19 protein-coding genes are annotated in these 25,053 nt (G+C 41.4%); all 19 read right to left on the bottom strand.

Features of this window, described 5'->3' with window-relative positions:
- Positions 1–101: 101 nt before the first annotated feature.
- A complete protein-coding gene (locus Q7657_RS10530) occupies positions 102–4,001 on the bottom strand; it encodes a YhdP family protein (protein WP_107166912.1) in 3,900 nt (1,299 codons plus the stop codon).
- A 22-nt stretch (positions 4,002–4,023) separates the two neighbouring features.
- Positions 4,024–5,493, bottom strand: a complete 1,470-nt coding sequence (rng, locus tag Q7657_RS10525; protein ID WP_107166913.1) for a ribonuclease G — start codon at positions 5,491–5,493, stop codon at positions 4,024–4,026.
- Positions 5,494–5,505: 12 nt separating this feature from the next.
- Positions 5,506–6,078 (bottom strand): Maf family protein, encoded by a 573-nt coding sequence (locus tag Q7657_RS10520; RefSeq protein ID WP_107166914.1) that lies wholly within the window; start codon positions 6,076–6,078, stop codon positions 5,506–5,508.
- 89 nt (positions 6,079–6,167) lie between these two features.
- Positions 6,168–6,656 (bottom strand): rod shape-determining protein MreD, encoded by a 489-nt coding sequence (mreD, locus tag Q7657_RS10515; RefSeq protein ID WP_053988023.1) that lies wholly within the window; start codon positions 6,654–6,656, stop codon positions 6,168–6,170.
- The gene (gene mreC / locus Q7657_RS10510) at positions 6,646–7,623 is read right to left on the bottom strand and encodes a rod shape-determining protein MreC (protein ID WP_107166915.1); all 978 of its coding nucleotides are present in this window, start codon (positions 7,621–7,623) and stop codon (positions 6,646–6,648) included. Before mreC ends, mreD begins: the two co-directional genes overlap by 11 nt.
- 40 nt (positions 7,624–7,663) lie before the next feature.
- Positions 7,664–8,707 carry a rod shape-determining protein gene (locus Q7657_RS10505; protein ID WP_005371106.1) on the bottom strand — a complete coding sequence of 348 codons (1,044 nt, stop codon included), beginning with the start codon at positions 8,705–8,707 and terminating at the stop codon, positions 7,664–7,666.
- Between the two features lie 126 nt (positions 8,708–8,833).
- Entirely contained in the window at positions 8,834–12,763 is a 3,930-nt protein-coding gene (locus Q7657_RS10500) for a DUF6701 domain-containing protein (RefSeq protein ID WP_107166916.1), read from the bottom strand.
- A gap of 173 nt (positions 12,764–12,936) precedes the next feature.
- Positions 12,937–17,109 carry a DUF6701 domain-containing protein gene (locus tag Q7657_RS10495; RefSeq protein WP_107166917.1) on the bottom strand — a complete coding sequence of 1,391 codons (4,173 nt, stop codon included), beginning with the start codon at positions 17,107–17,109 and terminating at the stop codon, positions 12,937–12,939.
- Positions 17,106–17,555 carry an MshP protein gene (locus tag Q7657_RS10490; protein WP_107166918.1) on the bottom strand — a complete coding sequence of 150 codons (450 nt, stop codon included), beginning with the start codon at positions 17,553–17,555 and terminating at the stop codon, positions 17,106–17,108. The genes Q7657_RS10495 and Q7657_RS10490 overlap by 4 nt, the downstream gene beginning before the upstream one ends.
- Positions 17,545–18,267, bottom strand: a complete 723-nt coding sequence (locus Q7657_RS10485; RefSeq protein ID WP_107166919.1) for a PilW family protein — start codon at positions 18,265–18,267, stop codon at positions 17,545–17,547. Before Q7657_RS10485 ends, Q7657_RS10490 begins: the two co-directional genes overlap by 11 nt.
- Positions 18,267–18,929 (bottom strand): type IV pilus modification PilV family protein, encoded by a 663-nt coding sequence (locus Q7657_RS10480; protein ID WP_107166920.1) that lies wholly within the window; start codon positions 18,927–18,929, stop codon positions 18,267–18,269. Before Q7657_RS10480 ends, Q7657_RS10485 begins: the two co-directional genes overlap by 1 nt.
- Positions 18,926–19,417, bottom strand: a complete 492-nt coding sequence (locus Q7657_RS10475; protein WP_107166921.1) for a prepilin-type N-terminal cleavage/methylation domain-containing protein — start codon at positions 19,415–19,417, stop codon at positions 18,926–18,928. The genes Q7657_RS10480 and Q7657_RS10475 overlap by 4 nt, the downstream gene beginning before the upstream one ends.
- Positions 19,418–19,520: 103 nt before the next feature.
- The gene (locus tag Q7657_RS10470) at positions 19,521–19,997 is read right to left on the bottom strand and encodes a prepilin-type N-terminal cleavage/methylation domain-containing protein (protein WP_107166922.1); all 477 of its coding nucleotides are present in this window, start codon (positions 19,995–19,997) and stop codon (positions 19,521–19,523) included.
- Between the two features lie 29 nt (positions 19,998–20,026).
- Positions 20,027–20,494 carry a prepilin-type N-terminal cleavage/methylation domain-containing protein gene (locus Q7657_RS10465; RefSeq protein ID WP_107166923.1) on the bottom strand — a complete coding sequence of 156 codons (468 nt, stop codon included), beginning with the start codon at positions 20,492–20,494 and terminating at the stop codon, positions 20,027–20,029.
- Positions 20,495–20,529: 35 nt separating this feature from the next.
- Positions 20,530–21,003, bottom strand: a complete 474-nt coding sequence (locus Q7657_RS10460) for a type II secretion system protein (RefSeq protein WP_107166924.1) — start codon at positions 21,001–21,003, stop codon at positions 20,530–20,532.
- Positions 21,004–21,017: 14 nt separating this feature from the next.
- Positions 21,018–21,608 carry a type II secretion system protein gene (locus Q7657_RS10455; RefSeq protein ID WP_045063197.1) on the bottom strand — a complete coding sequence of 197 codons (591 nt, stop codon included), beginning with the start codon at positions 21,606–21,608 and terminating at the stop codon, positions 21,018–21,020.
- Positions 21,609–21,641: 33 nt separating this feature from the next.
- Positions 21,642–22,118, bottom strand: a complete 477-nt coding sequence (locus tag Q7657_RS10450; protein WP_107166925.1) for a hypothetical protein — start codon at positions 22,116–22,118, stop codon at positions 21,642–21,644.
- Positions 22,099–23,325: a type II secretion system F family protein gene (locus tag Q7657_RS10445; RefSeq protein WP_053988012.1), complete on the bottom strand. Its 1,227-nt coding sequence runs from the start codon at positions 23,323–23,325 to the stop codon at positions 22,099–22,101. Before Q7657_RS10445 ends, Q7657_RS10450 begins: the two co-directional genes overlap by 20 nt.
- A 12-nt stretch (positions 23,326–23,337) precedes the next feature.
- Entirely contained in the window at positions 23,338–25,050 is a 1,713-nt protein-coding gene (locus Q7657_RS10440; protein ID WP_107166926.1) for a GspE/PulE family protein, read from the bottom strand.
- Positions 25,051–25,053 lie beyond the last annotated feature (3 nt).

The following is a 25,053-nucleotide window of genomic DNA, read 5'->3' as shown; positions in this document are numbered from 1 at the left end:
CCCTGAACTATACCTAATAACATTAAGCTTTCGCTAAATAACAAATCGTAATACCTTGTTGTACCACTGATAGAAATTAACGCAACTGATTCATTCTAAAGCTATTCTTCTGGTACTGAATATTCACCGGATAATCGTGAACGCTCAAGCACTTTGGGTGCATCAATCGGCCCTGTCACTTGGTAATTCACTTGGGTGATCACATCTAAAACAGGCGATAACACCGTTGAAATCGCAAACACATACAAAGCTGTTTGTGGTGCAACCGCAAAGGCCGTTAATACCGGTAAACCTGAGGTGAAATCGGGGATAAATTTCACATTGGCATCCACCGTTTCATTAATCAAATTGACCTTACCTTTAATATACATATCTCCTGCCAGTGCCTGCATTTTGATATTGTCACTATGGAAAATACCTTGCTTGATCACACCCGCCCCTTGGATATAGTTAAACGCTAAGCCATTATCAAACACGCCTGAGAAATCGAGCTGCATCTTACGAATAATCGAATCTAGACTAAACAACCCCAATAATCGCCCAGCACCAAATGCGCCACTCACTAACCCTTTACCAATATCAGTGGTCACTTTGCCATTTAGCGTGCGTCGCTCCATCGCCCAAGGCGAGCCTAACCACGATGATGACACCTGAGTATTAAATGATGCATTTTGCACACCACCTTCAATACCAAAACGATGAAGCAGATCAGAGCTGTTTTTACCTTTTACCGTAAAATCGAGATCGGTATGGTTGCGATCATCTTTAAAAGCCCAACGACCATTGGCGTCTAAACTGATATTACCAGCACTGACTGATAGTTTTTGCAGTGTTAATGCATTCGGTGATTTAGTAATGGCTGCGCTCACTTGCCCTAATCGATAACCTTGTAACCACGCATCAGAAACCGTCAGATCAATGGCTGGGATCGAAGCCATAATATGACGATCAGCATCTGTCACCATTGGTGATGATAATCGCTTTGTTTGCTCTATTTTACTCGGCTCGCCTGTCGTTACCGTCGCTGTAGCAGAAGCGTCTGATTGCTTATCCCATTGCGGAACATTGATATGTAAGCGTTTGAAAATCGCATTCACCGCCCCTTTCATATCCCAAGTGATATAACCCGCTGCTTGGCGACTATCCACTTTCAAAGACCACTGATGACCATGGCGAGCAACTAAATCCACATCGTTCCACACTAAACTACCCAGTGTTAACTGCTTCACCTTTGCCGTGATCTTATTCGGGATCGGCCAAGTAAAATCATGACTAACAGACGTGTTATTTGAACTTGATTGCTGCCATGTACTCGCCAGTGTAATCCAAGGATCAATATCAAAGGTGTTGGTATCAACACTCACCACATGACCGATCCCTAATGCTGACTTCAGATCTTTTTTCCCTATCATCAAATCACTGCTGGCAAGCTGAGGGGTACCATTAATAAGATTAATATGCGCTTGGTAAGCCGCATCCGGTAACTGTAATTGCCCATTAAGCCCTTGAGCATCACCGTCTACATTTACCGTCATAAACTGTGACTGATTAAGCTTAGGTTGATGATGCAATGGATAAGGTAAATCACTCTTGATATGTGCAAGCGGCAATACGCTTTTCACCTTATAAGTAAAATTATCACCGTTTAAATCAACTTGTACTGCGCTATTCCAAGCACTGGTTCCAGATAAATAGTGAGATAATTGCATCGGAATATAAGGTTTTAAATCAGCCACTTGCCAATCACCAGCGATATCAACATTCACTCGATAATTATCACTGGCTACGGTATTGCCTGTAAAACCTAGGGTAATGGGCTGCTGCAATAATTTTCCGGTTAACCCTTTAGCTTCAATTTTTGCGTTATCAAAGGATAAGCTGCCTTTCGTATGCTCCACCGTCAGTGGTGGCGTTGCTAAATCAATACGATTATTGTTAAAGAAAACCTCGCCTTTCGCATCGACATCGCTACCATCAAACGGAATATCGAGGTTTAATTTGGCGCTAACCGGTCCATCAACCGCAACCGTTTGTAACGCACTTCCCACCGAATCGGCTAATGGTGTTGCTAGCATATAATCAGTGACATCTTTACCCTGTGCAGCAATATCAAGGGCCAACTTTAAGTGTCCATCTTCTGCTAATTTCGCATCACCGATGACATTCGAGCCTATCGCAGACATGGTTTTGACATGGCTGGCGTTGATCGTCATCCGATCATTCTTAAACCCTAAATCCAGATCTAAATCAGTCAGTAATGGCCAATGAGGATCAAATTGAAATTTTGCCTTTTTCAGCGGCACATCCACTTTAAAAATGCCGTCATGCTTCGGGTATGGGAAGGTATTAAGCGGTCCGAACCACAGTAATTTGGCATCGTTAACTATGCCGCCTTTAATCGCTGTTGCTAAGTAGTGAGTTAACTTATTACCCAGTGCAGGGCGAGGTAAATAACGCCATGTTTGTCCAGCATCTTTTACTGATGCTTCACCATAAAAGGCTAACCATGTCGGCGCATTGGTATAAAAATCGAGTCTAAATTGACCTTTTGCTTGGAGATCAGGAGTCACGACATTAAGTTTATCACTCCACAATGTGGTGGTGTTTTCATCGTGATACCAGTTGGCATGGATATCCGCTTTATGAATATTAAGCGGTTTAGGAAACACAGTGCCATACGGCAGCGCATCATCATCCACTCGTAAAGCTACTGTCCCTTTTGTTGTATCACCGACAACATGCGCATTTAATTTATTGATCCCTGGCAATAACTGCCATTGCTTAAAAGCTAAATCATCGACATTAAACGAAAAATGTGGCGCTTGTTTAGTGCCACCAGCAACACGAATATTTGTGACTAACCCTGTCGGTTGTAATTGCTTAATTGCTTCTGTCGCACTACTGGTTTTTGGCAGAAATGAGATTAATGGCAATAAGCGTTCTAACTCAATATTGGTTAACGTCGCTTTCCAATCCGTTAATTGCAGCTTTTTATCTAAAGCAAATTGCGCTGCAATATCAAATTGAGGCCAAGCAATATCATCCGTCGCAAGATCAAATTGCTCGGTATCAACTCGCCATACTTGTTGCTGTGCATTGTTATACTCTGGCTGTAATGTGACAACGCCATCATGAATCACTATTTGATGTGGTTTCTTATTCGTTGCCCAATCGATATGACTATTAGCCAATTGCAGCGTGGCTGACTGAATCTTACCGTGATCTAACGTTAGCCATGCCTGCAAGCCAATGCTGCTATCGGTAATATCCGCCACACCAGCGAACTTTTTATTTAGCCAAGGCGTCACTGAAATATCTTGGCCTTTTAGATACACAATGCCACTCAAGCTAGGTAAACCGCCGTCTTCCGTTACATCTAGACGTACTTCAATTTTCCCCAACTGACTATTAACAACCCCGATACTCCCTTGGGCTAAATGACGACCATCATCGTTACGCCAATTCAGTTGCTTGATCGCAAGTTGGACTAACTTGCCAGACGGAGAAGGTACAGTGATCGTGGCATCTTTTAAGATCACATCATCAATGCGAGTAAAGAAAAGTTGCTCTAAACGCTTGCTAAGGGATACATCTGAAGAAGAGGTTGCAGAGGGGCTGTCTGGTAGTTGAGTGACATCAAAATCAAACTGCGCAATTTGCACCGTTTTAAAAACAGGTCGAAAGGTCAGAACTGAGCGCCAAAAATCAAAGTAAATCTCTGAGCGTCCTACTTCAACCAAAGGCTTATTATCAGCATGTTCAGCAACAGAAAGCTGAGTTAAGGTTATTTCAGGACCGGCTGGACGCCAATGCCCCTCAATATGCGATGCTGATATCTGTGTATGTGTTTGCTGTGACAGCCACTGCGTAAGTGGCTGACGATAATTATCAATATGGGGAAGCAACAAGCGTATTGCGCTGATCAAAACCGCCAGTGTTACCGCGCCAATGACCACAAACCACAATATACCCCGTAAGAGTTTTACGAGTATGCGATTCACTTACTGCTCCCCATCGCGCCCATTACATCATAACCACATCAAACTGCTCTTGATTGTATAGTGGCTCTGGCTTGATCTTCACTTGCTTACCAATAAACACTTCCAACTCAGCCAATGCATGGGACTCATCACCCGTTAATGCATCACCCACAGCAGATGACACATAGACAATGAATCGATCGGCGTCGTAAGCACGATTGACCCGGGTAATTTCACGTAGGATTTCATAACAAACGCTTTCGACCGTTTTCACTGTGCCACGTCCATCACAAGAAGGGCAAGTGCCACATAACACATGCTCAATGCTCTCACGGGTACGCTTACGGGTCATCTCAACCAAGCCTAATTGCGTAAAACCATTAATATTGGTTTTTACGCGATCATACGATAGGGCTTGCTCAAGCGCTTGCAGCACTCGACGCTGATGCTCATCGGACACCATATCGATAAAGTCGATAATGATAATGCCGCCTAAATTACGTAAACGTAGCTGACGAGCAATCGCTTTGGTCGCCTCAATGTTGGTATTGAAGATCGTTTCATCTAAATTACGACGACCAACAAATGCCCCAGTATTGATATCAATGGTGGTCATGGCTTCGGTTTGATCAATGATCAAATAGCCACCGGATTTCATCTCAACTTTACGATCTAGCGAGCGCTGAATTTCAGACTCGGTATCATAAAGATCAAAGATCGGCTGCTCACCTGAATAATATTCAATATTTTCGGTAACTTCTGGTACGAACTCATCAGTAAATTCTTTCAGCTTTTCAAACGATAAGCGCGAATCCACTTTGATGTTATCAATTTCTGTGCCGACAAAATCACGTAAAATACGCTGCGCTAAACCTAGCTCACCGTATAGCATTGAACGTGGCTTATATTTCGCACGACGCTCTAACACTTTACGCCATAAGTGCTTCAAAAATGCCGCATCTTGCGCCACTTCATCAGTATTCGCCCCTTCAGCAGCAGTACGAATAATAAAGCCACCCAAATCGTCGCAATGTTTCATTACGGCTTTTTTCAGGCGATCTCGCTCTTTTTCACTTTCAATGCGCTGAGAAACACCAACATGGCTTGCGCCCGGCATGAAAACTAAATAACGCGATGGCAAAGTAATGTCGGTAGTTAAACGAGCCCCTTTGGTACCCAACGGATCTTTAACCACTTGCACGACAATGTCTTGTCCTTGGCGTACTAGCTCTGAAATATCGCGAACCTGAAACTGTTTCTTCTCGTTTTCAGCCACACATTCAGTATGAGGAACGATATCAGACGCATGTAAAAATGCCGCTTTCTCTAATCCAATATCGACAAAAGCTGCCTGCATACCGGGTAATACTCGGCTTACACGCCCTTTGTAAATATTTCCGACGATACCGCGTTTCGATTCACGTTCAATGTGGATCTCTTGCAATACGCCATGTTCAATCATTGCGACACGAGTTTCACTCGGTGTCACATTGATCAGCAGCTCAGTGCTCATGGTTGCCTCTACTTATAACTTTAAAAAATCTTGTAACAGGATGTCGGTTTCCACTAAAGGTAACCCCATCACCGCATAAAAACTGCCATCAATACGTTCAACGAATTTGCCACCTAAACCCTGAATGCCATAGCTTCCCGCTTTATCCTGCGGTTCACCACTCTGCCAATATTTTTTGATTTCGTTATCTGACAAAGTCTTGAACCACACTTGGGTGATGACTAGCTTGGTTTCTACACGTGTTTTCGTTGCAACGGTTACTGCTGTCATCACTTGATGCTGACGACCTGACAACAGTTTCAGCATACGCTCTGCATCCTGAAAATCGACTGGTTTTTCCAATATTTGCTGATCTGCAACAACAATTGTATCCGATCCTAATACGGGTAAATCTTGTGCTGCTGCTTGAACTCCTGCTCGCGCTTTATCTCGTGATAAACGCTGAACATATGCCTCAGGACTTTCACCTTGCTGGTGACACTCTTCCACATCCACCACAACACGTTCAAAGTGGTAACCCAGTTGAGCTAATAATTCCATTCGACGAGGCGAACCTGAAGCAAGATATAATTGAATTGCAGACATGTTACACCTCTAATCTGTTATTTATACTTTAAATACATTTAATTATAAATAAGGGGAATACCAAATTGGCTTCCCCTTATTTCATATTACTAACGAATCGAGAACTTACGACGTATTCGTCGAAGTAATAAGAACAACCAAGGCCATAAGATAAAGTTTAATAATACCGCCCATAGTTGCTGTGGCTCAAAGCTCACATTTGATACTAAATATTCAGCCCAAAACTCGATTAACTTACCAGCTAATGAGAGTAAGGCAAAAACAATCGCCTGCTGGCCTAATGAAAGATTACGTAACACTCTAAAGTTAAGAGCAACAATGTACGCAATCACCGACATCATTAAGCCTCGCACACCGAGGGTGGAACCTAAAATCAGATCCCACAACAGACCAATGATCAGTGCCGTACCTACGTTTACACGATGCGGTAGTGCCAATACCCAATAACAGGTGATCAGCAATACCCATGATGGACGGAACGGCTCCAACTCCCCCGGCCACGGTGCTGCTTGCAGTACCAGAGCAAAAACAAAAGAAAGCCAAATCCAAATTCGGCCATGTGCTTGGCTAGTTGACATCCGTCACCTCATTGGTTGGCTTTTTCTGCTCAGTAGGCGCTGTAGTGCCTGTGGTTGCGGGTTTAGGCTCAGTTGCAGGTGCTAACGTTGATGTCGCACTTGATACTGCTGAAGCTTCAGCCGCTGGCGTTTCTGCCATTTTCTCACGAGATGTTGGCCACACTAATAATAAGTAACGTAAACGGTCAAATTGCACCGTTGGCTTTGCCATAATTTGGGCAAATGGGCGCTTATTATCAAACGAGAACTCGGTGACGCGAGCAACCGGATACCCTTCAGGATAACGACCACCTAAGCCTGAACTCACCAGTAGATCACCTACACGAATGTCGGTACTACTAGGCACATGCTCTAACTGAATTTCATCACTTTTACCTGTACCTGTTGCAATAACACGGATGTCATTACGCACCACTTGAACAGGGATCGCATGAGTAGGATCTATCAATAGCAATACACGACTATTATGGGCACCAACATAAGATACCTGACCAACAATACCTTTATCGTTAATTACAGGCTGGCCTTCATAAACCCCATCGACACGCCCTTTATCAATCATCACTTGATGACTATAAGGATCAGAATCAACAGCCATGACTTCTGCGATCATCTTACGTTCACCACGTACAAACGGTGAACCTAATAAATTTCTTAAACGCTGATTTTCTTGCTGTAATTGATCAAGCAATAGCACATTACTTTTCATCATCAGCAAATCACGCTTCAACGCTTTGTTTTCAGCCAATAATTGCTTGTGTGAACTCATTTGCCCATTCAGGCCATCCAATAATTCACGAGGTAAATTAGCAGCATATTGAAGCGGAGCGATTGCTGAGTTCAGGAAATAACGAACATTGGCAAAAGCATCAAGACGACTATCGGCTAGCATTAAGCTAGCCGATAGTAATATGGCAAGAAACAGGCGTAATTGCAGAGATGGGCCTCTGCCAAATATAGGTTTCATCTAACACTATGACCTGTTTTATAGAATACTAACGCAGGCATTATTCTTCGCTGAAGAGATCGCCACCGTGCATATCAATCATTTCTAACGCCTTACCGCCACCACGAGCCACACATGTTAGTGGATCTTCAGCAACAACCACAGGAATCCCTGTTTCTTCTGTTAATAGACGGTCTAAATCACGTAGTAGTGCACCACCACCAGTAAGTACCATACCACGCTCTGAAATATCAGAAGCTAGCTCTGGTGGACACTGCTCTAGTGCAACCATCACTGCAGATACAATACCTGTTAATGGCTCTTGTAGTGCTTCTAGAATTTCATTTGAATTTAACGTAAAGCTACGAGGTACACCTTCAGCAAGGTTACGACCACGCACTTCAATTTCACGAACTTCATCGCCAGGGTAAGCAGAACCGATTTCATGCTTAATACGCTCAGCCGTTGCTTCACCAATTAAGCTACCGTAGTTACGACGTACGTAGTTAATTACAGCTTCATCAAAACGGTCACCACCGATGCGTACAGATGATGAGTAAACCACGCCATTCAGCGAGATAACTGCAACTTCTGTTGTACCACCACCGATATCGATCACCATAGAACCTGTTGCTTCAGATACTGGCATACCAGCACCAATAGCTGCCGCCATTGGCTCATCGATTAAATATACTTCACGTGCACCAGCACCTTGTGCTGATTCACGGATAGCACGGCGTTCTACTTGCGTTGAACCACAAGGAACAGCAACAAGTACACGTGGGCTTGGGCGAAGGATGCTATTGTCATGCACTTGCTTAATGAAATGCTGTAACATTTTTTCAGTTACATAGAAGTCAGCAATTACACCGTCTTTCATTGGACGGATAGCAGCGATATTACCCGGAGTACGACCAAGCATTAATTTAGCGTCATGACCTACCGCAGCAACACTTTTTGTTGCGCCTGCACGATCTTGACGGATTGCAACTACAGATGGTTCATCTAGAACGATGCCCTGTCCTTTGACATAAATAAGGGTGTTGGCAGTACCCAAGTCAATAGACAGGTCATTAGAAAACATGCCACGAAGTTTTTTAAACATAGTCTTCGGCTAATCCTGAAAGCTCAAAATTCGTTAAATTGCACTAAATGTACCAAGCGCTAGACACTGAAACAAGGCAAGGATTGTCAAACCTGCCACAGATTTGCAATTTATTTGCACTAAGGCTTAATTTAGCCCTTTTTCACCTCGATAAACGATGCGATCACTGCCCCGATATACGCCAAAAGTGACCACTGCAGATGGATCCTCATCCCCTAACTCTCGCCAATTGTAAGTGAGCCAAGGTTGGTATTCTTTATTGTTTTGACTACAACCTATATCAACTGGAGCATCATCGGCTATACGCAACCAAAAACGGGTTTGTTGTTTTTTATATTTATCAGGCGGAGAAAGATGAGGGTGCGCTTCAATTTGATCAGTTTCGCCCACCATAACTGTGCCAGTATTACCCAATGTTAATATCGATGTATTACTCGCATCAGCAGGATGTAACGCCACCTTACAGAAATAGTTACTGTTATATTTAGAGCCGCTATCAGCATCATGTGTGACAAACTCTGTCCCATTCCAGTGTTCAATGTTAAGCGGAATAGTGACAGCTTTATCAAATGGGCTAATCGCATCACTCAATACCATACGTCCATAATGTAAATTAGGTGCTGTCTCAAAAGGGGCAACCTGTTTACTATCAACTTCATCGGTTGCATCGGTTATGGTATTTCGGATAGAAATAGGATCATGATGCGAAGATATATACCCGCCCCAACGACTATTCGATTCATCCCAAGGCCCATCTTCAACAGTAGTTAATGGACTTGCTATCACAGGTTTTCGTTTTAATAACCACACCTGTTCAATGTCACTATTCCAGCGCCCTTTAAAGCTGTGATCTGTTGAACTTGTAATATGATGATACGAGAAACGATCATTTAAGCTATTTAATGATGGAGATTCATAGACCATCAGAGCAACTTCGGCCTGATAATCAGGAATAAAACCATTGTAGTTCTCGACCTGATCACCCAATGCATTTTTCGCTTTGATCATCAGATCAGCATTAAATGGCTGACTGAGATAAGCAAACTCATTATGCCCGTCAGGGTAGGTAAAACGATTAGGTTGGATCTCTAAATACTTTGGATAAAAACGTCCAAGATGGCGATAGCCTTGGTTAATCGTCATGTCTAAATATGGCGCTTTAGCATCAGCTTGTAAGCGAACACTACCCACTTCACTCCACGACAAGTCGCTAAACACTAGCTCATCGGTATGGCTTTGTTGTACCGTCCCTTGCAGCACACCAGGCTTACCATCAACTGGTGTTACCGATACCGTATTCGGAATAGATAGCTCGACATCTGCAATAGGTGCATCTGATTTAAAGAAATTTTGTGTTGTTTGTGCCGAGCACAACTGATCCGTTGTCTGTATAGATGCGGTCCCCGAGCCATCCACTTGCCAAACAAGCGGTTTCACAGTCACTTTAAACGGATCGCCAGCTGCGACAAAACCAACACCTGATGATGATGTGCCATCACTTTGCTTGTCCGGACATACTGCAAATGTCCACGGACGAGCATGCACTTCAACAGAGCCTTCTAATTGTGTCCAATCAGCAAAACTTTTCGGTAACGTACCTGACGGTAAAATATCGCAACCGTTAGATACTGAGCAGTTAGGATCAGCAAGTTTTAAATCAACAATACCAGCATCGGGATATCGTAATGAAAATTCCGCGCTCCCATTTAGGAAAGCAAACGTTTCTTGCTCGGTTTGCCAATCACTGCTGCTGGCTTTTAACGCTACGTCGCCATTGCCTTTCGTTGACGGTTGTAAAAAAGCACTCGAAATACTTAGTCGTTTATTTCCGTTATAACCTGTTGCAACTGTCGCTTCATCATTCTCACAAGCTAATGCTTTTATTTTTACCGCTGTAGGCTTACCCGCAATCACTTTCACCGGACTTGGTTCAAAACCAAATTTAAACGGCACAAAAGTATAACTACCATTGACTGTATTGGTTGAAGGTGAATTATCTAATTGCCCCGTGACCGCAATATTGCCGATGTAACCATGGCTTTTTAATCGCAGCTGACCAATACCATTAACGATATTAACACTAGCCTCTTCCGAGACATCTTTATATGGCATGTCACTATCGGTTGGAAACCACGATGCTTTTCCTACCTCTGTAATATTGGTTGTTATAGACACGCTGCCAGAGTAAGTATCAGCCAATGTTCCATCTTCTTTTTTGACACGGAACGTCACAGGTAAATAATCACAAGTTAATGAAAACGCCGTTTCAGGTTCGATTTCTAATATGTAATTATCTGGTGGATTAATACAAATACCATCACCTTTAATAACGCTTTGAGAGTCAAGACGTAAATTTCTTGCAGTTACCGCACCTTTAAAGGTAATTTTACGTTGAGAATTTAAATCAGAATAGGTAGCAGAAAAAATCACATTACCTTTAGAGTATAAATATGCGCTGATTTCAGAATCCCCATTAACTCGAATTGATGATGGTATATAATCCCCTCCGTTAGGATCTCCATCTTCATTCACACCAAAAAAATATAACTGTTCTGGCTTACCGTTAATATTCACATTACCACTTAACTCAGCTTCTTTAAAATAAACCTCTGACTTACTTTCACTACTTTCAACTTTAATATTTGCATTATAAGACAGTAATTTTTTTATAGTATACTCACCCGTTTTTAATATGAGAGTAGCTCCATTATCAACCTGAACAACATTATAATTACCAGGCTTTAGAGGGTAATCATTATTCTTATCAGAATGAGTCACATTGCCTAAATCGATTTCTGGTAACGATTTTAGTATTTTCTTCCCTACTATTAATTTAGGATCTAATTCACATTTCCATTGATTATTATCATTGCGACACGTTCTATTACTAATATTATTGTCATACTTATATTTTTTAAATCCTAACTTTGGTTGCTCATCATCACTGAATTTAATATGTGCACCATTATTACCCATCATAATAAGTGTACTATCAGCATAATGAGACTGTGCTACGCTTGGGAAATACTCACAATAATCATCAGTTAACGGTGGCAAACTCAGCTTTTTAGCAAAAGCCAAGAAACCTACTTTTTCATTAGTGTGTCTTCTGCTAGAAATATTTGTACTCTCAGAAATATCTTCATCAATAACGAAACTAACGTCTCTATCTGTAAGAGCACAGCGACGCAACCAACCGCCTTGACCACCTTTTCGCTCTAACTTTCCACCAATAACAAAGGGTAAAGCATCATAGCGTTGCTGAAAGCCATTGCTACCATCACAAGCCACTTTTAACGGCGTATCACCAGTTGCACGAGGAACACTACCTTTAGAAAACTCATATTGATAACCGCCAGATAAACCAGAAGCTGGCTCACTGACAAGGTAGGCTATTTTTTCTGTTTTAGGGAATGATTTATCATCATCGGGAACATCATCACGTTCAACTCGTGTAATTTCTAAACCTAATTTTAGTTGTGTGGCTGTAATATTATGTACTGCCGATGTAAACCAACGATTATTATTTCGTGTTTGTACTTCTGAAAGAACGATCGGAGATTCGGAAAAAGAAAAATCACTAATGTTTACATTTTTATAAGCTGGTTTTGAACCCTCTCCATCACCCGCATATCTTCCTGTATTAATAAAACCAGCGTAAATTTTATGACCGTCATCAAGTATCAGCTCACCAGGTTCCATAACAAAATAACTAATGCTCATCATCAGTTCTTTATTTAATTTAATATCATCATCTAACGGGGCAGAAAACTGCTTTATAGTGAAACTATCTTTCGTCACATTAAGTAAAGAAACGGTTTGAGGTCTATCTGCATCTGGATTATTTGCAGGGATCGTTGGCATTAAGAAAACAAGTGGCGTTTGGCTATATTGCTTTTTAAACTGAATCGTACAACCATTTACACTGTTTGATAAATGGCATTTATCCGTTGCTGAATACTCATAATGACCAAATTCATATTCGCCAGCATTAACCTGAAAAGCAATCAGCGTAGAAAACAAAAATAATAATACAGTTTGAAAGCACGCTTTCATAAAAATCCCTTTAAGCAATAACTCAGAGTACCTAAATGCCCTGTAGATATCTAACAGGTTTCATATTAATATTTTAATTATTAACAAAGCAAACATCTACTGTTAGATCTAATAATTACCCATAAAAAAAGCCGAGAGCTCACGCTCTCGGCTTTTTGAATAATAAATGTGATTTATTGGTAATCTACAGAAGGGATTCCAGGCTCATCTCTGTACAATATGCGATCATTGCCACGGAAAACACCGAAGGTAATAATAGCTGAAGGATCTTCATCCCCTAATTGTCGCCAGTTATAACGCAGCCAAGGTTGATTTACATTAGTACCAAAACATTCAACCTTATTCTTACCTTGTTGCTTAGGTTTGGATGTTTCAAGTCGTTGCCATAGTCGTATCTGTTGTTTGTAAACAGGAATGCTACTGTCCACACCGTAACCTTTCACGTTACTTGGCTCAGCCATAAAACTGCCTGAGAGCGCTTCACCAGCAACGATATTGTCGCTACCTGATGTTTTTGCTGAGCTTTTAGCATCACTAGGAGTAATGCTAACAAGCTGACGACAGTAATTAGCACCATCAAACCGCGAGCTTGAGTCATTAGTGCTTTCAACAAACTCACTGCCATCCCAATATTCGACTCGCAGCGGCACAGCCAACGGTTTACTCATATCACCGCCAACACTCTCTAATACCATACGTCCGTATCGTAGATCGTTATCACCAACCTTAGCCCCATCATCATTGACATTCTCGCCAGACCAAGTCACTTTATCTGGTCGCGTTTTTTGATGTACACGTAGTTGCCACTCACGAAACGGACCATCTTCCTTAGTGGTCGTGGTGTTTACATAGTGTCGTGGAACAATAAGATTTGATGATGAATACCTAACTTCCGCGTAGCCTTCGTTACCTTTACTCCAAGGATCAATCATTGGAGTCGATAATCGATTATTACCATGACTTTGTTTTAATCGATCAGCAATAGATGAATAACTGCCTTCGTTATTGCCCGTTTTAAATTCAAATTGACTCTGAAACTCTGGGCTAAACAAAAGATAGTTTTTCACCGGATTATTAGCGCTATTAAATGCATTAATCACAAAGCTCGCTTCAAAAGGCTGATCCATATAGGTAAATTTACTGATAGCAGGTTTTACATCATTCTGAGAGAAAGCAAAATATTCAGGATAAAAACGACCTATATGGCGCTTACTCTTATCAACATTGTTACCTCTCTCTATGTAATTTTCCATTCCAACTGTTAGCCAGATACTGCCTACTTCTGACCATGAATTACCTTTAACTAAGATCCCTTTAAGTCTTGTATCAATAGTTTGTGAGCCAGCTTTATATGCCCCCATCACGCCTTTATTTGGAGTATGCAAGCTTGCAGACAATGTAATGCCACTGCCCATTCCTGGCGCATCAGAAGCTAAGAAGTTTTCTGTTACTGAATAACCACAATAATCTTGGTTAGACACATCAATAACGCCAGACTTGTTTGTACCTGTTTGCCAAACTAATGGCTTTAATAACAAATCAAAGTTGTTACCAGCAAAGGTATAACCTTCACCCTTATCTTTGTAATATGCGGTACCATTTGCTAGTCGAAATTCATTTTTGCCATTAAAAGTTAATGGGCAAATTGCAAACATCCACGGTCTTGCATTAATAGCAACAGATCCGGTTAATCCATTAGGAAGCTGCTTACGCAACGCTTTTGCCTCTTTGGTTTTGTTTGACGTTAAGAAGCAATTACTGCCAGTACAATTTGGATCAGAGACATGCCATATAATCACGCCAGCGTCGCGGTATCGTAAAGTCAGAGGCTCAGATATTCCTTTATTAAATTCTACTTTTGCCTGTTTAGAAGCACCTGTTGATGGATCTATATGTATCCCTTTCACTATTTCTACTGTGATAGGATCATTAGGATCTGCTGCCTTTTTCGGAGCTTGATATTGCGTTGAAAAGTCTAATAGTTTTGTACCACTATAATTTTCAATCGGCTTAATATTCGTACCCGTAGTGCAAGTCATAGCGGTAATTTTTGCAGGGAAATTTTTACCTGCCACAATATTGTGACCATCATTAAGATCTATAGAGAAGCCACCAGGAATAAAGGTGTAATTACCTTCTGGTGCATCACCTGCCATAAACTCAATACTTGCCGTTATTTTCAACGTCTCTGCGCCATTTGGTAATACCCAAATAACTGCATGTTGATTTTTTGCTGGCAACGTAAATGTATGAGTACCTGCAGTAAACTTATGAGATGATGCTAGCGCTGAATTATCAGCCCAAATGCCACCTGTTGACGAGGTAATATTAACCGTAATATCACCGTCAAATTCTTTAGTACCATCCTCTGATGTCACATTAAAATCAACTTGCTGGGCATGACATAACGTCTTGGTGACTTCTGTCGGTGTGATTGTAAGTTCAAATTCAGGTTCAGGCTCAGGGTCAAAACAGGCACTGCTACCGATAATCTCAGTTTCTAAGTTATTCACATCACCTGTCATAGTGATATCAGGCGCTGTTACCGCACCGGTAATACGAGTGATCTGGTTATCCAAACCGTCACTCATTGTAAGATTACGCTCAGAGTAAATTAAACCGGTAATCTGACTACCTTTATTTAACTCAACATAGTCATGAAGAATGTCATTCACAGGTTTCAAATCATGAACAACAATAAACAGATCATCTGCAATTCCAGATAAAGGTTTAATGGTTGAACTAATTAAGCTCATTTTTTTTACATGGACAGTTGAGCCTGTTGGGAAGGTGATATTTTCTTTACTTAAATTAATAGTGTTGAACCAAAATACAGTTCTGTTTCCAAAATCTCTCTGTGATTGTAAATCACCATCATCAACAGCAGGCCATGTATCTAATACTTGTTTCTTGGCAAATAAGCTTGGATACGACTGGGCTGTATAACACTTTTCACCATTACAATAATTATTTTCACCCGCCGTCGAGTTAATTGTATTGAAACCAATATAGCGTTTGCCTTCTTTTAACGCTGAACCTTTAATTAATATGTTATGGCTAGCATTTAATGCACCAGTAGAGCTTTGCCATGTCTGTGCAGGCCCAGGGAATACATTACAAACTTCTTCGGATGCACGACGTTGAAAAGCCATAAAACCCACGATTTCATTAGCATGTTGACGCTCTGGGTTCTTATTTTCATTTAAGTCTTCATCATTAACGAAACTCACCTCAAGAACATCTTTCCCCGGCTTTTGCTGATTTTTACATAAACGGATCCAGCCTCCATTAGGACCTAAGCGGGAGTTTTTAGATGCGATCACTAAAATAGGGTTCTCAGATTGTGCAGAAAAATCAAAATCACTACCTTTTAAATCGGTAAAGCCTGCACATTGCTCTTTAATCGGCTTAGTGATTTTTTCAATACCTTTATAATCACCATTTAATGTATTTGGTGTTTCTGCTGGACCTAAAGCAAACTGTAAACCTTTATATAAGCCACTACCTTCTACTAATAAATAACCAATCGTTACATCATGATTCAGCACATATTTGGTTTCAGAGCTATCAACCCCTAAATAAAAGCGCCCATCATGGCTTGTACCTTGATTTATACTTCCACGAATAATAAAAGGCGTTATCCAATCCAACTCTGTACCACTTGGTGTAATTGCATAGTGCTTATTTCTTGGTTGAATTTCTGCAATGCCGCCAGGTTTCTTACTTTTAAATCCACTAGGAATGTTAACGGGTGTTACTTTCCCATCTTCAATTAATGGTTCAAGTTCATCATAATTAATATCACCTTTACCCGTTTGAAACTTAGGATCTTTAGCATCCAGTTGTTTATTTACTGTCAGTTCTGCGGCAGTAATACGACCATTATTACCTAATGCAATAGTGCCTTTCTCCATCGCAAAATAGGTAATTTTACGCATTGGAATACGATATAAAGTATAGGTTTTATCTTTAAAGTGATGCCATTTCATTTTCCATGAAGACCATGTTCCCCATAAGCTATCCTCATCTTCTAAACGAATTGAACTCGATACTATTGGGTAAACCTGACGTACACCAAATGCGTATGTATTACCTTTTTTATAAATACGAGTAATTTTTAATGACGATGGAGCATCGCGACCATTATCTGTAATGGTCGGCATAAGAAAGATTAAAGGTTTAGTAGTAAACTCTTTATTTAAAACAATTTCACACTCATTATTAATACAGCCATTAGATTGCGATATATCACTTTGACCAAAATCGAAAACAGGTCCGTCATCGCTAGCATAAGCCGTTCCCATTAACATCATCAAAGTGAAAAAAGAAACAAAAATCTTACTCATTCTAACCCTTTCGCCCATACTTCTTGGGTGCGCGTCATTGCTACGTTATTACTACCGCAGGTAGCTGTACTTTCTAGTCGATATTCAGTAACAGAAGGCTTTCCTGAAATCTTTATTTGTTTAGTCGTGCACTGTATTTTTTCGACTTTGCATCCCGTTTGAAACTGAGGCATTTCTTTTGTTATCTCTTCTGCTGAATAATTTTTACAAGCAGTAACGTCACTTTCTAATGGTTTACCTAGAGGGAAAAGCTTGGTTAATACCACTTCATTAGCGGAATGCGCGGTAAACCATGCCCGTGTACCGAGAACTTCTTTCGTAGTCATGGTTTGGCTGGATGTACCAATTTTTGTCATCACCATTGCCATCAACCCCATCACGACAATGACGAATAGCACGATCATTAAGCCACTACCACGCTGCTTTTTATAACTGCTATAAGACATTCATCACCTGCACACTGTGGTTATAATCCGACTTTTCTTGGGTTCGTTGATCTAAGTATTGAATGGAGAAAAGAGCAATTGCACTGCTATTTAATCCTGCTGATTGTACTTCTGGCGTAAAGGTATCAATATTATCTGCCATTAATACGCCATCCCCATCATTAACACGTCTAACAATAGTTGAACCTTGCTGACAGTAACTGATCTTATCTTTATACAAATATAAGCGTTTACCCGGAGAGGCTGTTGTTATTGGCGACGTTAAGCTTAATTGATACGGTTCATTCGCATTGGTTGGCTTGGCGATCCCATTGACTTTGATCGTGTTGTTTTGATACTGCTCGAAAGATGCAAAACCAACCGCAACCAAGTTGTCTTTATTTTCCCAATTGGCGGAATAATTCAATGGCGATATCGCAATGCTTGAACTGTTATTGGGTAAATTTGCGTAATACACAGCAGGGGCGATAATCGGATAGAAACTTAAACAGCCACCACTAGTATTCAAACTATTCGGGGCTGCATGGCGAATTTCTTTGGTCATCCTCGCAACGAGAAAACGGGCTTGTGACTGTAGGCGTTCACGATCAACGGTATTGGTATAACCTTTTACACCTATCGCAATATAGCTACCGATCCCAATCATAATGATTGATAACACTACGATTGCTATCACCATTTCAAACAGGGTAAAACCACGAGGTTTCGTCATTAGTAATTCCCCCGATATGCAATGTAGTCGTAACTACCATAGCGCCCTGCATCTACTTTCACTGTGATTTTTTTAAGTTTTGGCTCAGGCTTTAGCTCTTGATTTAGCTGTTCTAGATTAGGGCGAACATATTCAACCTTAATAACAGCAAAAATATGTTGATAATTCGCAGTATCAAGACTAGGTATTAGTGCAATTAATGTATTTGGAAATTTACTACGATCAATATTGTGTAAATCTTCATATCCATAACATTGTTCTATAGTTCCCCAACAACCAATAAAATCATCAACATCATTTGAGTTTTCAGGATTAGACTTCTCAGAAGGCGTGTCGGGACCTAATGATATAGGAAGTGGTTGAGGGGTGATTCTTTTCCCTGTCGCTGAACAATAAATGAATTTATTATTTTGATCGTTCTCACCACAGCGATAAACACTATCACCATTGGGGTCTGATTTTTCATCAAACTGACGCGCTAAAATTTCATTGAAAATAGCATCCGCTATCGCTGCAGATCGGGCTTGATAATGAGGTACAGCAGAACGTTCAACTTGAGGAAAAAGAAAGCTTACTAAGGTGATCATCGCTATCGCCAGCAAGACAATGGTGATGATCCCTTCAATTAAGGTAAAACCTCGTTGTTTAATGTAAGTATTCACTTACCACATACCTCATTATCTTGCTTTTTATACACATAGCCTTGGCTATTAATGCAAATACTGGCGGTTTGTTTATTCTTTGCTGTAATAGTAATGGTACAACCGTTAGTACACACTAACGCTGCGCTTGACGCAGACCCACTGGCTGGCTGTCCAAGCAAGTTAAAATACAAAATAGATGCTGGCGGCTCAGCTTTAGTTAGGGCAAAGGTGGTATTGGTTTGAGCTTCACGCAAGCTATCATCACTTTCAGTGACCGTTGGTTCACACACACCTAAACAGCTATTTGTCACCTTTAATGGCAAGCTATGCCCTTGCATTGCAGAGATTTGAATTTGGCGAATAACCGAAATCGCCTGATCACGCGTTAGCTGTGCATCAAATTCACTACGTCCAGAGAAACGAGCAGCCGCCGTGGCACTAATAATGCCAATAATCACGATCACCATAATTAATTCGACGAGGGTAAAACCTTGTTGCTGCTTCACATTACCACCTAAACGTTAATCATTTGTGCTTATTATGTAATTTATCAGATTTATACAAAAAAGGCGCAGCCGAATGACTGCGCCTTTTTAAACAATGAGTTAATTATTCACAATCATTAACTTTAACTGTTGCTACCGATGAAGAAGTTGCAGCAGTGTAAGTTACAGAACACTTAGTAGTACTAGCTTTATCTGCTTGATTTTTCAATGTATAAGAAATTGATGCACCAGCAGTCTCACCACCAGTAGCCCCATTAACAGGAGCCCACTCAGTTGAATCTGACTCTAACCCTTTAACTGCAAGAGCAATACCTGTTGAGCTCGCTGTTGGGTAACCAAAAATTGTTTTAATACCATCGACATCTTTAACTATATCAGAACTTTCTACACCATTAATTGCCGCTTTACCGTAAACAATGCCCGCTGCGCCTTGAATTGAACCTTTTAACCCCTGAAGCGATGCATTACGCGCATCATTTTGAAGGTTCATAAATTTAGGTGCTGCAGTTACAGCCAAAATACCAAGAATAACAATTACTACTACTAACTCAATTAGAGTAAAACCTTGTTGCTTTTTCATAAATTACTCACAAAATAAAATATACTTGATTACTTACATGCATCAGCAGGTATTGAAATAGTTGGCGATTCACCATTAGCTGAAGCTTCTTTGTAGCTAACGTAACAATTTTTTGGAATAGCCGTTACATCATAATTTTTAAAGGTAAAAATTCTTACTGCAGTTGCACCAGCACCCGAAATATCATTGTTCCATTCACTGATATCTGCCATAGCATTCACAATACCGTCATTAGTTGGATAACCAAACTTAGTTTGAATATCAGTCCCCGTACCAGAACTTACAGCACCAGATGTTGACTCAATCCCTTTGATTGCTGCCTTACCGTAAACGATACCAGATGCACCTTGAAGTGCACCTTTTAGACCTTGTAACGATGCATGACGAGCATCACCTTGTAAATTCATAAACTTAGGTGCAGCAGTAACAGCTAAAATACCTAGAATGACAATCACTACCACTAACTCAATTAGGGTAAAACCATTTTGACGCTTCATATTGACTCCAATGAAACCTTAACTAACTATTTAAATTAATCACACTTCGTGACAGTTACTGTTGCAGCTGATGTTGATGTAGCTTGTGCATAAGTCACATAACATTTTGCTTGTGTGTTATCAGCTTTCTGATTTGCAAACGTGTATGAAATTGTATTGCTTACTGCATCTTTAGGCTGAAACGCTTTCCATTCTGTATTACCACTGTGCAAGCCATTAACAATTAAGCTTAACGATGCAGATGTTGCATCAGGATAACCTTCGGTTAACTCTAATGTACCACCAGCAACACTGATCGCACCATCACCTGACTCTTGCCCTTTTACTGCAGCTTTACCATAAGCGATACCAGCAGCACCTTGAATAGCACCTTTAAGGCCCTCGAGTGATGCATTACGAGCATCAGTCTGTAAGTTCATAAACTTAGGCGCTGCAGTCACCGCTAGAATGCCAAGGATGACAATAACTACTACCAGCTCAATAAGCGTAAAACCCTTTTGATGTTTCATATAGATTCCCTTCTTTATTTCAAATCTACTTCAACGCGGCCCACTGCCGGTTTATAAGTAAAAGAATGTCCGGCTAATGGGTTCACTTCACCAGAACTATTTTTACTAGCAGATGCTAGCTGATAATAACGACACTGTTTATCGGCACCAGTGCCTTCAACGGTGACGAAAAATAAATCTTTGCTGTTTACCAAATCATCACGGGAAATGGTTGCTAATGGCGGGTTTTGCATTAGCTCCTGCAATAAATCTAAACAGTCATTGGCTGTCATATCGACGGCACTCAAGGTTGCACTACTGTTTAATGCAAACGGGTAACCTGGTCGAATGTTTAGCGTGGTATCTTCTTTAGTGAGTTTGAACTCAGTACCATCGTAGTCGACAATATTATTATTGCCACTATCAACTGGGCGACCATACGCTTCCCATTGCGCTCTTGCCGAAATTACAGCGGTGGCAAACCCACCTGTCATCCCTTCGATCGCTGATTGTTTCGCTTGATCGGTGATATTCATAAACCGAGGTAATGCGGTAGCCGCTAAAATCCCCAGTACAATAATCACAACGACTAATTCAATTAACGAAAAGCCGGCGTGTTTCTTCATTTCCCTATCCTTACAACTGTAAAAAACTCGACACTAAAGCGACAAATTACTGGCAATGTGTATTCTGTCATTAATATAAAATATTGCCAATTTTTTATTGATGCCTATGTCATATAAACATGAATTATAAGCCACTGAATCGTCTGATTTTCTATAACTAAATACGTTATATTCTGGCTTTTCTATTCCATTTGATAATAAAGACCATATTTTTGGACAGTCTAAGTCGCCATTTTTGTACACAACAGGCCAACCAAGCGAAGTATACGAAAAAGGAATTCCAGCTACCTTGTCATGCTGTGGTTTATTGTTTAATTCCCAGTTCTGACGCAGGTTTACAGCACCTTGATACAGGTTGTTTCGGGTCAAATCTAGCTGCACTAACTTGGCATTTTTGTGTACTTGATTCCATTCGTATAACAAAACGCTAATTAAGACCAATGTCACAATAGCCCATGAAATATTTTGTAACCTTTTTGCGTGCTGTAATTCACGATCCCTTAGCGACATCGAGCATTCCCCACATCGGCAAGAAGATACCCAGTGCTAATAGCAGCACCATACCAGCCACAACCACTAGCATGATCGGTTCGATTCTGGCGGTTAACGTCTTTAAATCGTACTCAACTTCCCGATCATAAAAATCTGCCACTTCCAGTAGCAAGTCATCAACTTGACCCGTTTCTTCACCAACTGCAATCATTTGTAGTACGAGAGGGGTAAATACGCCAGATTTTGTCGCGGTGCGAGCAATACTGCTACCGCTCTCAATGCCCTGCTTCATTTCAACTAAGCGGTTTTCTAAGAAACGGTTACCTAAAGACTCCGCTGCCATTTGAATAGCTTGGTTTAGCGGCACACCTGCACGGATCATTAATGAAAACGTTCGCGCAAAACGTGCCATCTGAGCACGATTGACAATTGAACCGGTAATTGGCATTCGTAATCGCCAGTTATCCCACTTTTCTGCCCCTTTGGGTGTATTACGCCACAACCGAATACCGAGCCAAGTAGCAAATGACACCCCGATCATCACGGGCCAGTAATGAACAAAGAAATTCGACGTACCGATCAGCACTCGAGTCGGCCATGGCAATTCAACACCAAAACGAGAGAACATGGAGGCAAACTGCGGGATCACCTTGGTATTTAAGATCCCCATTGCGATCACGATAGCGGTTAATACAAACGTGGGATAACGCATCGCCGATTTGATTTGGCGACGGGTTTTCATCTCTTGCTCGTAGTAGTTAGCGAGTTGCAATAACACCTGATCAAGGCGACCAGTATTTTCACCAACATGGATCATCGAAATGAAGAGACGTGAAAATACCCGAGGATGCTGCTGCATAGATGCTGATAATGCCAAACCATTAGTCAGATCTTGTGTTACCTCTTCTAAGGTCGTTTTTAATAACGGGTGACTGGCACTTTGTGATAACCCTTTAAACGCGCGCAATAGCGGCACACCAGCTTTGGTTAAGCTATAAAGCTGACGACAGAAGATCACCAAAATTTCTAGTGGTAATTGCGCCTGAAACAACGAGCTTAAATCAAAGGCTTGGCTTTTACTTTTAGCATGAGTCTCACGGATCTCTAGTGGGATCACACCTTGACGCATTAACAGATCCGCCGCTGCATTCGGGCTCGATGCTTCAATCGTTCCTTGCTTTAACTGGCCTTTATCACCGCGACCTCGGTAGCTGAACACTGCCATTTTTCGTCTCTACTACTTAAGATCGTCCATGATTTCTCCTTCACCTAGGAGCAATACTTCATCAATACTGGTTTTGCCTGCTAAAGCGAGCTCCATTGCTGATTCAACAAGCGGTTTATAGCCTTCACTGTTACGTGCTAATTGGGTAAATAGCACTGCATTGTTTTGGCGCAGCGCATCCATCATTTCTTGGCGCATTTCTAATAGTTCAAACACACCAATACGCCCTTTGTAGCCGGTAAAGTTACAGCTGTGACAACCACGCCCACGACGGAATACGTGGTTGTTGTAAAATGGAAAACGTGTTTCTAACCATGCCTTTTGGCCGGATTCTAACGGCGCATCTTCACCACAATCACTACAAATACGACGCACTAATCGCTGTGCTAATACTGCACGCACTGCACTTGCAACCAAATACCCCGGTGCTTCCATGTCGATCATACGCAGCGCACTATCAACAGCATCGTTGGTATGCAGTGTAGATAACACTAAGTGGCCGGTTAATGCTGATCGTAGGCCAATCTCAACGGTTTCCTGATCACGCATCTCACCAATAAGGATGACATCAGGATCCTGACGTAAAAAGGTACGTAAGATCGATGAGAACGTGAGACCAATTTTGCTGTTTACCTGAACTTGGTTAACACGCGGCAAACGGTATTCCACTGGATCTTCTGCGGTGATCAGTTTCTTACCCGGCTTGTTTAACTCACTCAATGCGCCATAAAGCGTGGTTGTTTTACCTGAACCTGTTGGACCTGTTACCAAAATCATCCCGTGAGGACGTTTTAGCTGACGACGAAAACGTTGCACGATGTCATCGGGCATACCAATCTCATCAAGGCTTAAAATACCCGCCGATTGATCAAGCAAACGCATTACCACTGATTCGCCATGTTGGATTGGCATGGTAGAAATACGCACATCAACCGAGCGGTTTCGTACCATCATGTTAAAACGTCCATCTTGAGGTAGACGCTTTTCAGAAATATCCAGACCACTCATGAGCTTCAAACGTAATACCAGCGCCGCTGAAATACTGCTCTCATCAATTACGTTTTCATGTAAGACACCATCAATACGTTGGCGGATACGCAATACGTCTGCATCAGGCTCAATGTGGATATCCGACGCACCTACTTGCACCGCATCTTCAAACAATGAATTGATCAGTTTAACTACTGTCACTTCTTCATTGTCGGTCTCTTCCATACCAAAGGTGAAAGTATGGTGATCTTGGTGCTCTGCTTTTAATTGCTCGGCAAATGACGCAATTTCTTGGGTTCGACGATAGTAGCGATCGAACGCTGCTAACAACTGACGCTCTGGAGCAATCACTAACTCCACTCGGTATTGACTCAGCTGATCAAACACCGCTTCTTGCGCTGCTAAGTCAGCCGGATCACTCATAGCAACACGTACGGTGTCACCGTGTTTGCCCAGCACTAAGGCACGCAAACGACGGGCGTTTACTTCCGAGAGTAAGCCTACACTGTCGCTATCTACTTGTACTCGCGTCAAATCGACTAGTGGAACATCTAGCTGACGTGCTAAGAACTGCAGCATCTGCTGTTCAGTAAGGAAACCGAGATTAATTAAGGTATCACCGAGCTTACGACCGGTTGATTGCTGTTTCGTTAATGCTTGTTCTAGTTGTTGCTGAGTAATGATATTTTCATCAACCAGAAGATCGCCTAAGCGTTTACGTAATCGAATTTGCATCGG

The sequence above is a fragment of the Candidatus Photobacterium acropomis genome (genome assembly GCF_030685555.1).
Lineage (GTDB): Bacteria > Pseudomonadota > Gammaproteobacteria > Enterobacterales > Vibrionaceae > Photobacterium > Photobacterium lucens.
The sequence above is the reverse complement of the archived record's forward strand: the minus strand, read 5'-3'. Positions and strand labels throughout refer to the sequence as shown.

Bases quoted from the DNA above. Each gene is read 5' to 3' on its own strand.
- rng (WP_107166913.1), bottom strand. From the start codon at position 5,493: ATGAGCACTGAGCTGCTGATCAATGTGACACCGAGTGAAACTCGTGTC.
- Q7657_RS10520 (WP_107166914.1), bottom strand. From the start codon at position 6,078: ATGTCTGCAATTCAATTATATCTTGCTTCAGGTTCGCCTCGTCGAATG.
- mreD (WP_053988023.1), bottom strand. From the start codon at position 6,656: ATGTCAACTAGCCAAGCACATGGCCGAATTTGGATTTGGCTTTCTTTT.
- mreC (WP_107166915.1), bottom strand. From the start codon at position 7,623: ATGAAACCTATATTTGGCAGAGGCCCATCTCTGCAATTACGCCTGTTT.
- Q7657_RS10505 (WP_005371106.1), bottom strand. From the start codon at position 8,707: ATGTTTAAAAAACTTCGTGGCATGTTTTCTAATGACCTGTCTATTGAC.
- Q7657_RS10500 (WP_107166916.1), bottom strand. From the start codon at position 12,763: ATGAAAGCGTGCTTTCAAACTGTATTATTATTTTTGTTTTCTACGCTG.
- Q7657_RS10495 (WP_107166917.1), bottom strand. From the start codon at position 17,109: ATGAGTAAGATTTTTGTTTCTTTTTTCACTTTGATGATGTTAATGGGA.
- Q7657_RS10490 (WP_107166918.1), bottom strand. From the start codon at position 17,555: ATGTCTTATAGCAGTTATAAAAAGCAGCGTGGTAGTGGCTTAATGATC.
- Q7657_RS10485 (WP_107166919.1), bottom strand. From the start codon at position 18,267: ATGACGAAACCTCGTGGTTTTACCCTGTTTGAAATGGTGATAGCAATC.
- Q7657_RS10470 (WP_107166922.1), bottom strand. From the start codon at position 19,997: ATGAAAAAGCAACAAGGTTTTACTCTAATTGAGTTAGTAGTAGTAATT.
- Q7657_RS10465 (WP_107166923.1), bottom strand. From the start codon at position 20,494: ATGAAGCGTCAAAATGGTTTTACCCTAATTGAGTTAGTGGTAGTGATT.
- Q7657_RS10460 (WP_107166924.1), bottom strand. From the start codon at position 21,003: ATGAAACATCAAAAGGGTTTTACGCTTATTGAGCTGGTAGTAGTTATT.
- Q7657_RS10455 (WP_045063197.1), bottom strand. From the start codon at position 21,608: ATGAAGAAACACGCCGGCTTTTCGTTAATTGAATTAGTCGTTGTGATT.
- Q7657_RS10450 (WP_107166925.1), bottom strand. From the start codon at position 22,118: ATGTCGCTAAGGGATCGTGAATTACAGCACGCAAAAAGGTTACAAAAT.
- Q7657_RS10445 (WP_053988012.1), bottom strand. From the start codon at position 23,325: ATGGCAGTGTTCAGCTACCGAGGTCGCGGTGATAAAGGCCAGTTAAAG.
- Q7657_RS10440 (WP_107166926.1), bottom strand. From the start codon at position 25,050: ATGCAAATTCGATTACGTAAACGCTTAGGCGATCTTCTGGTTGATGAA.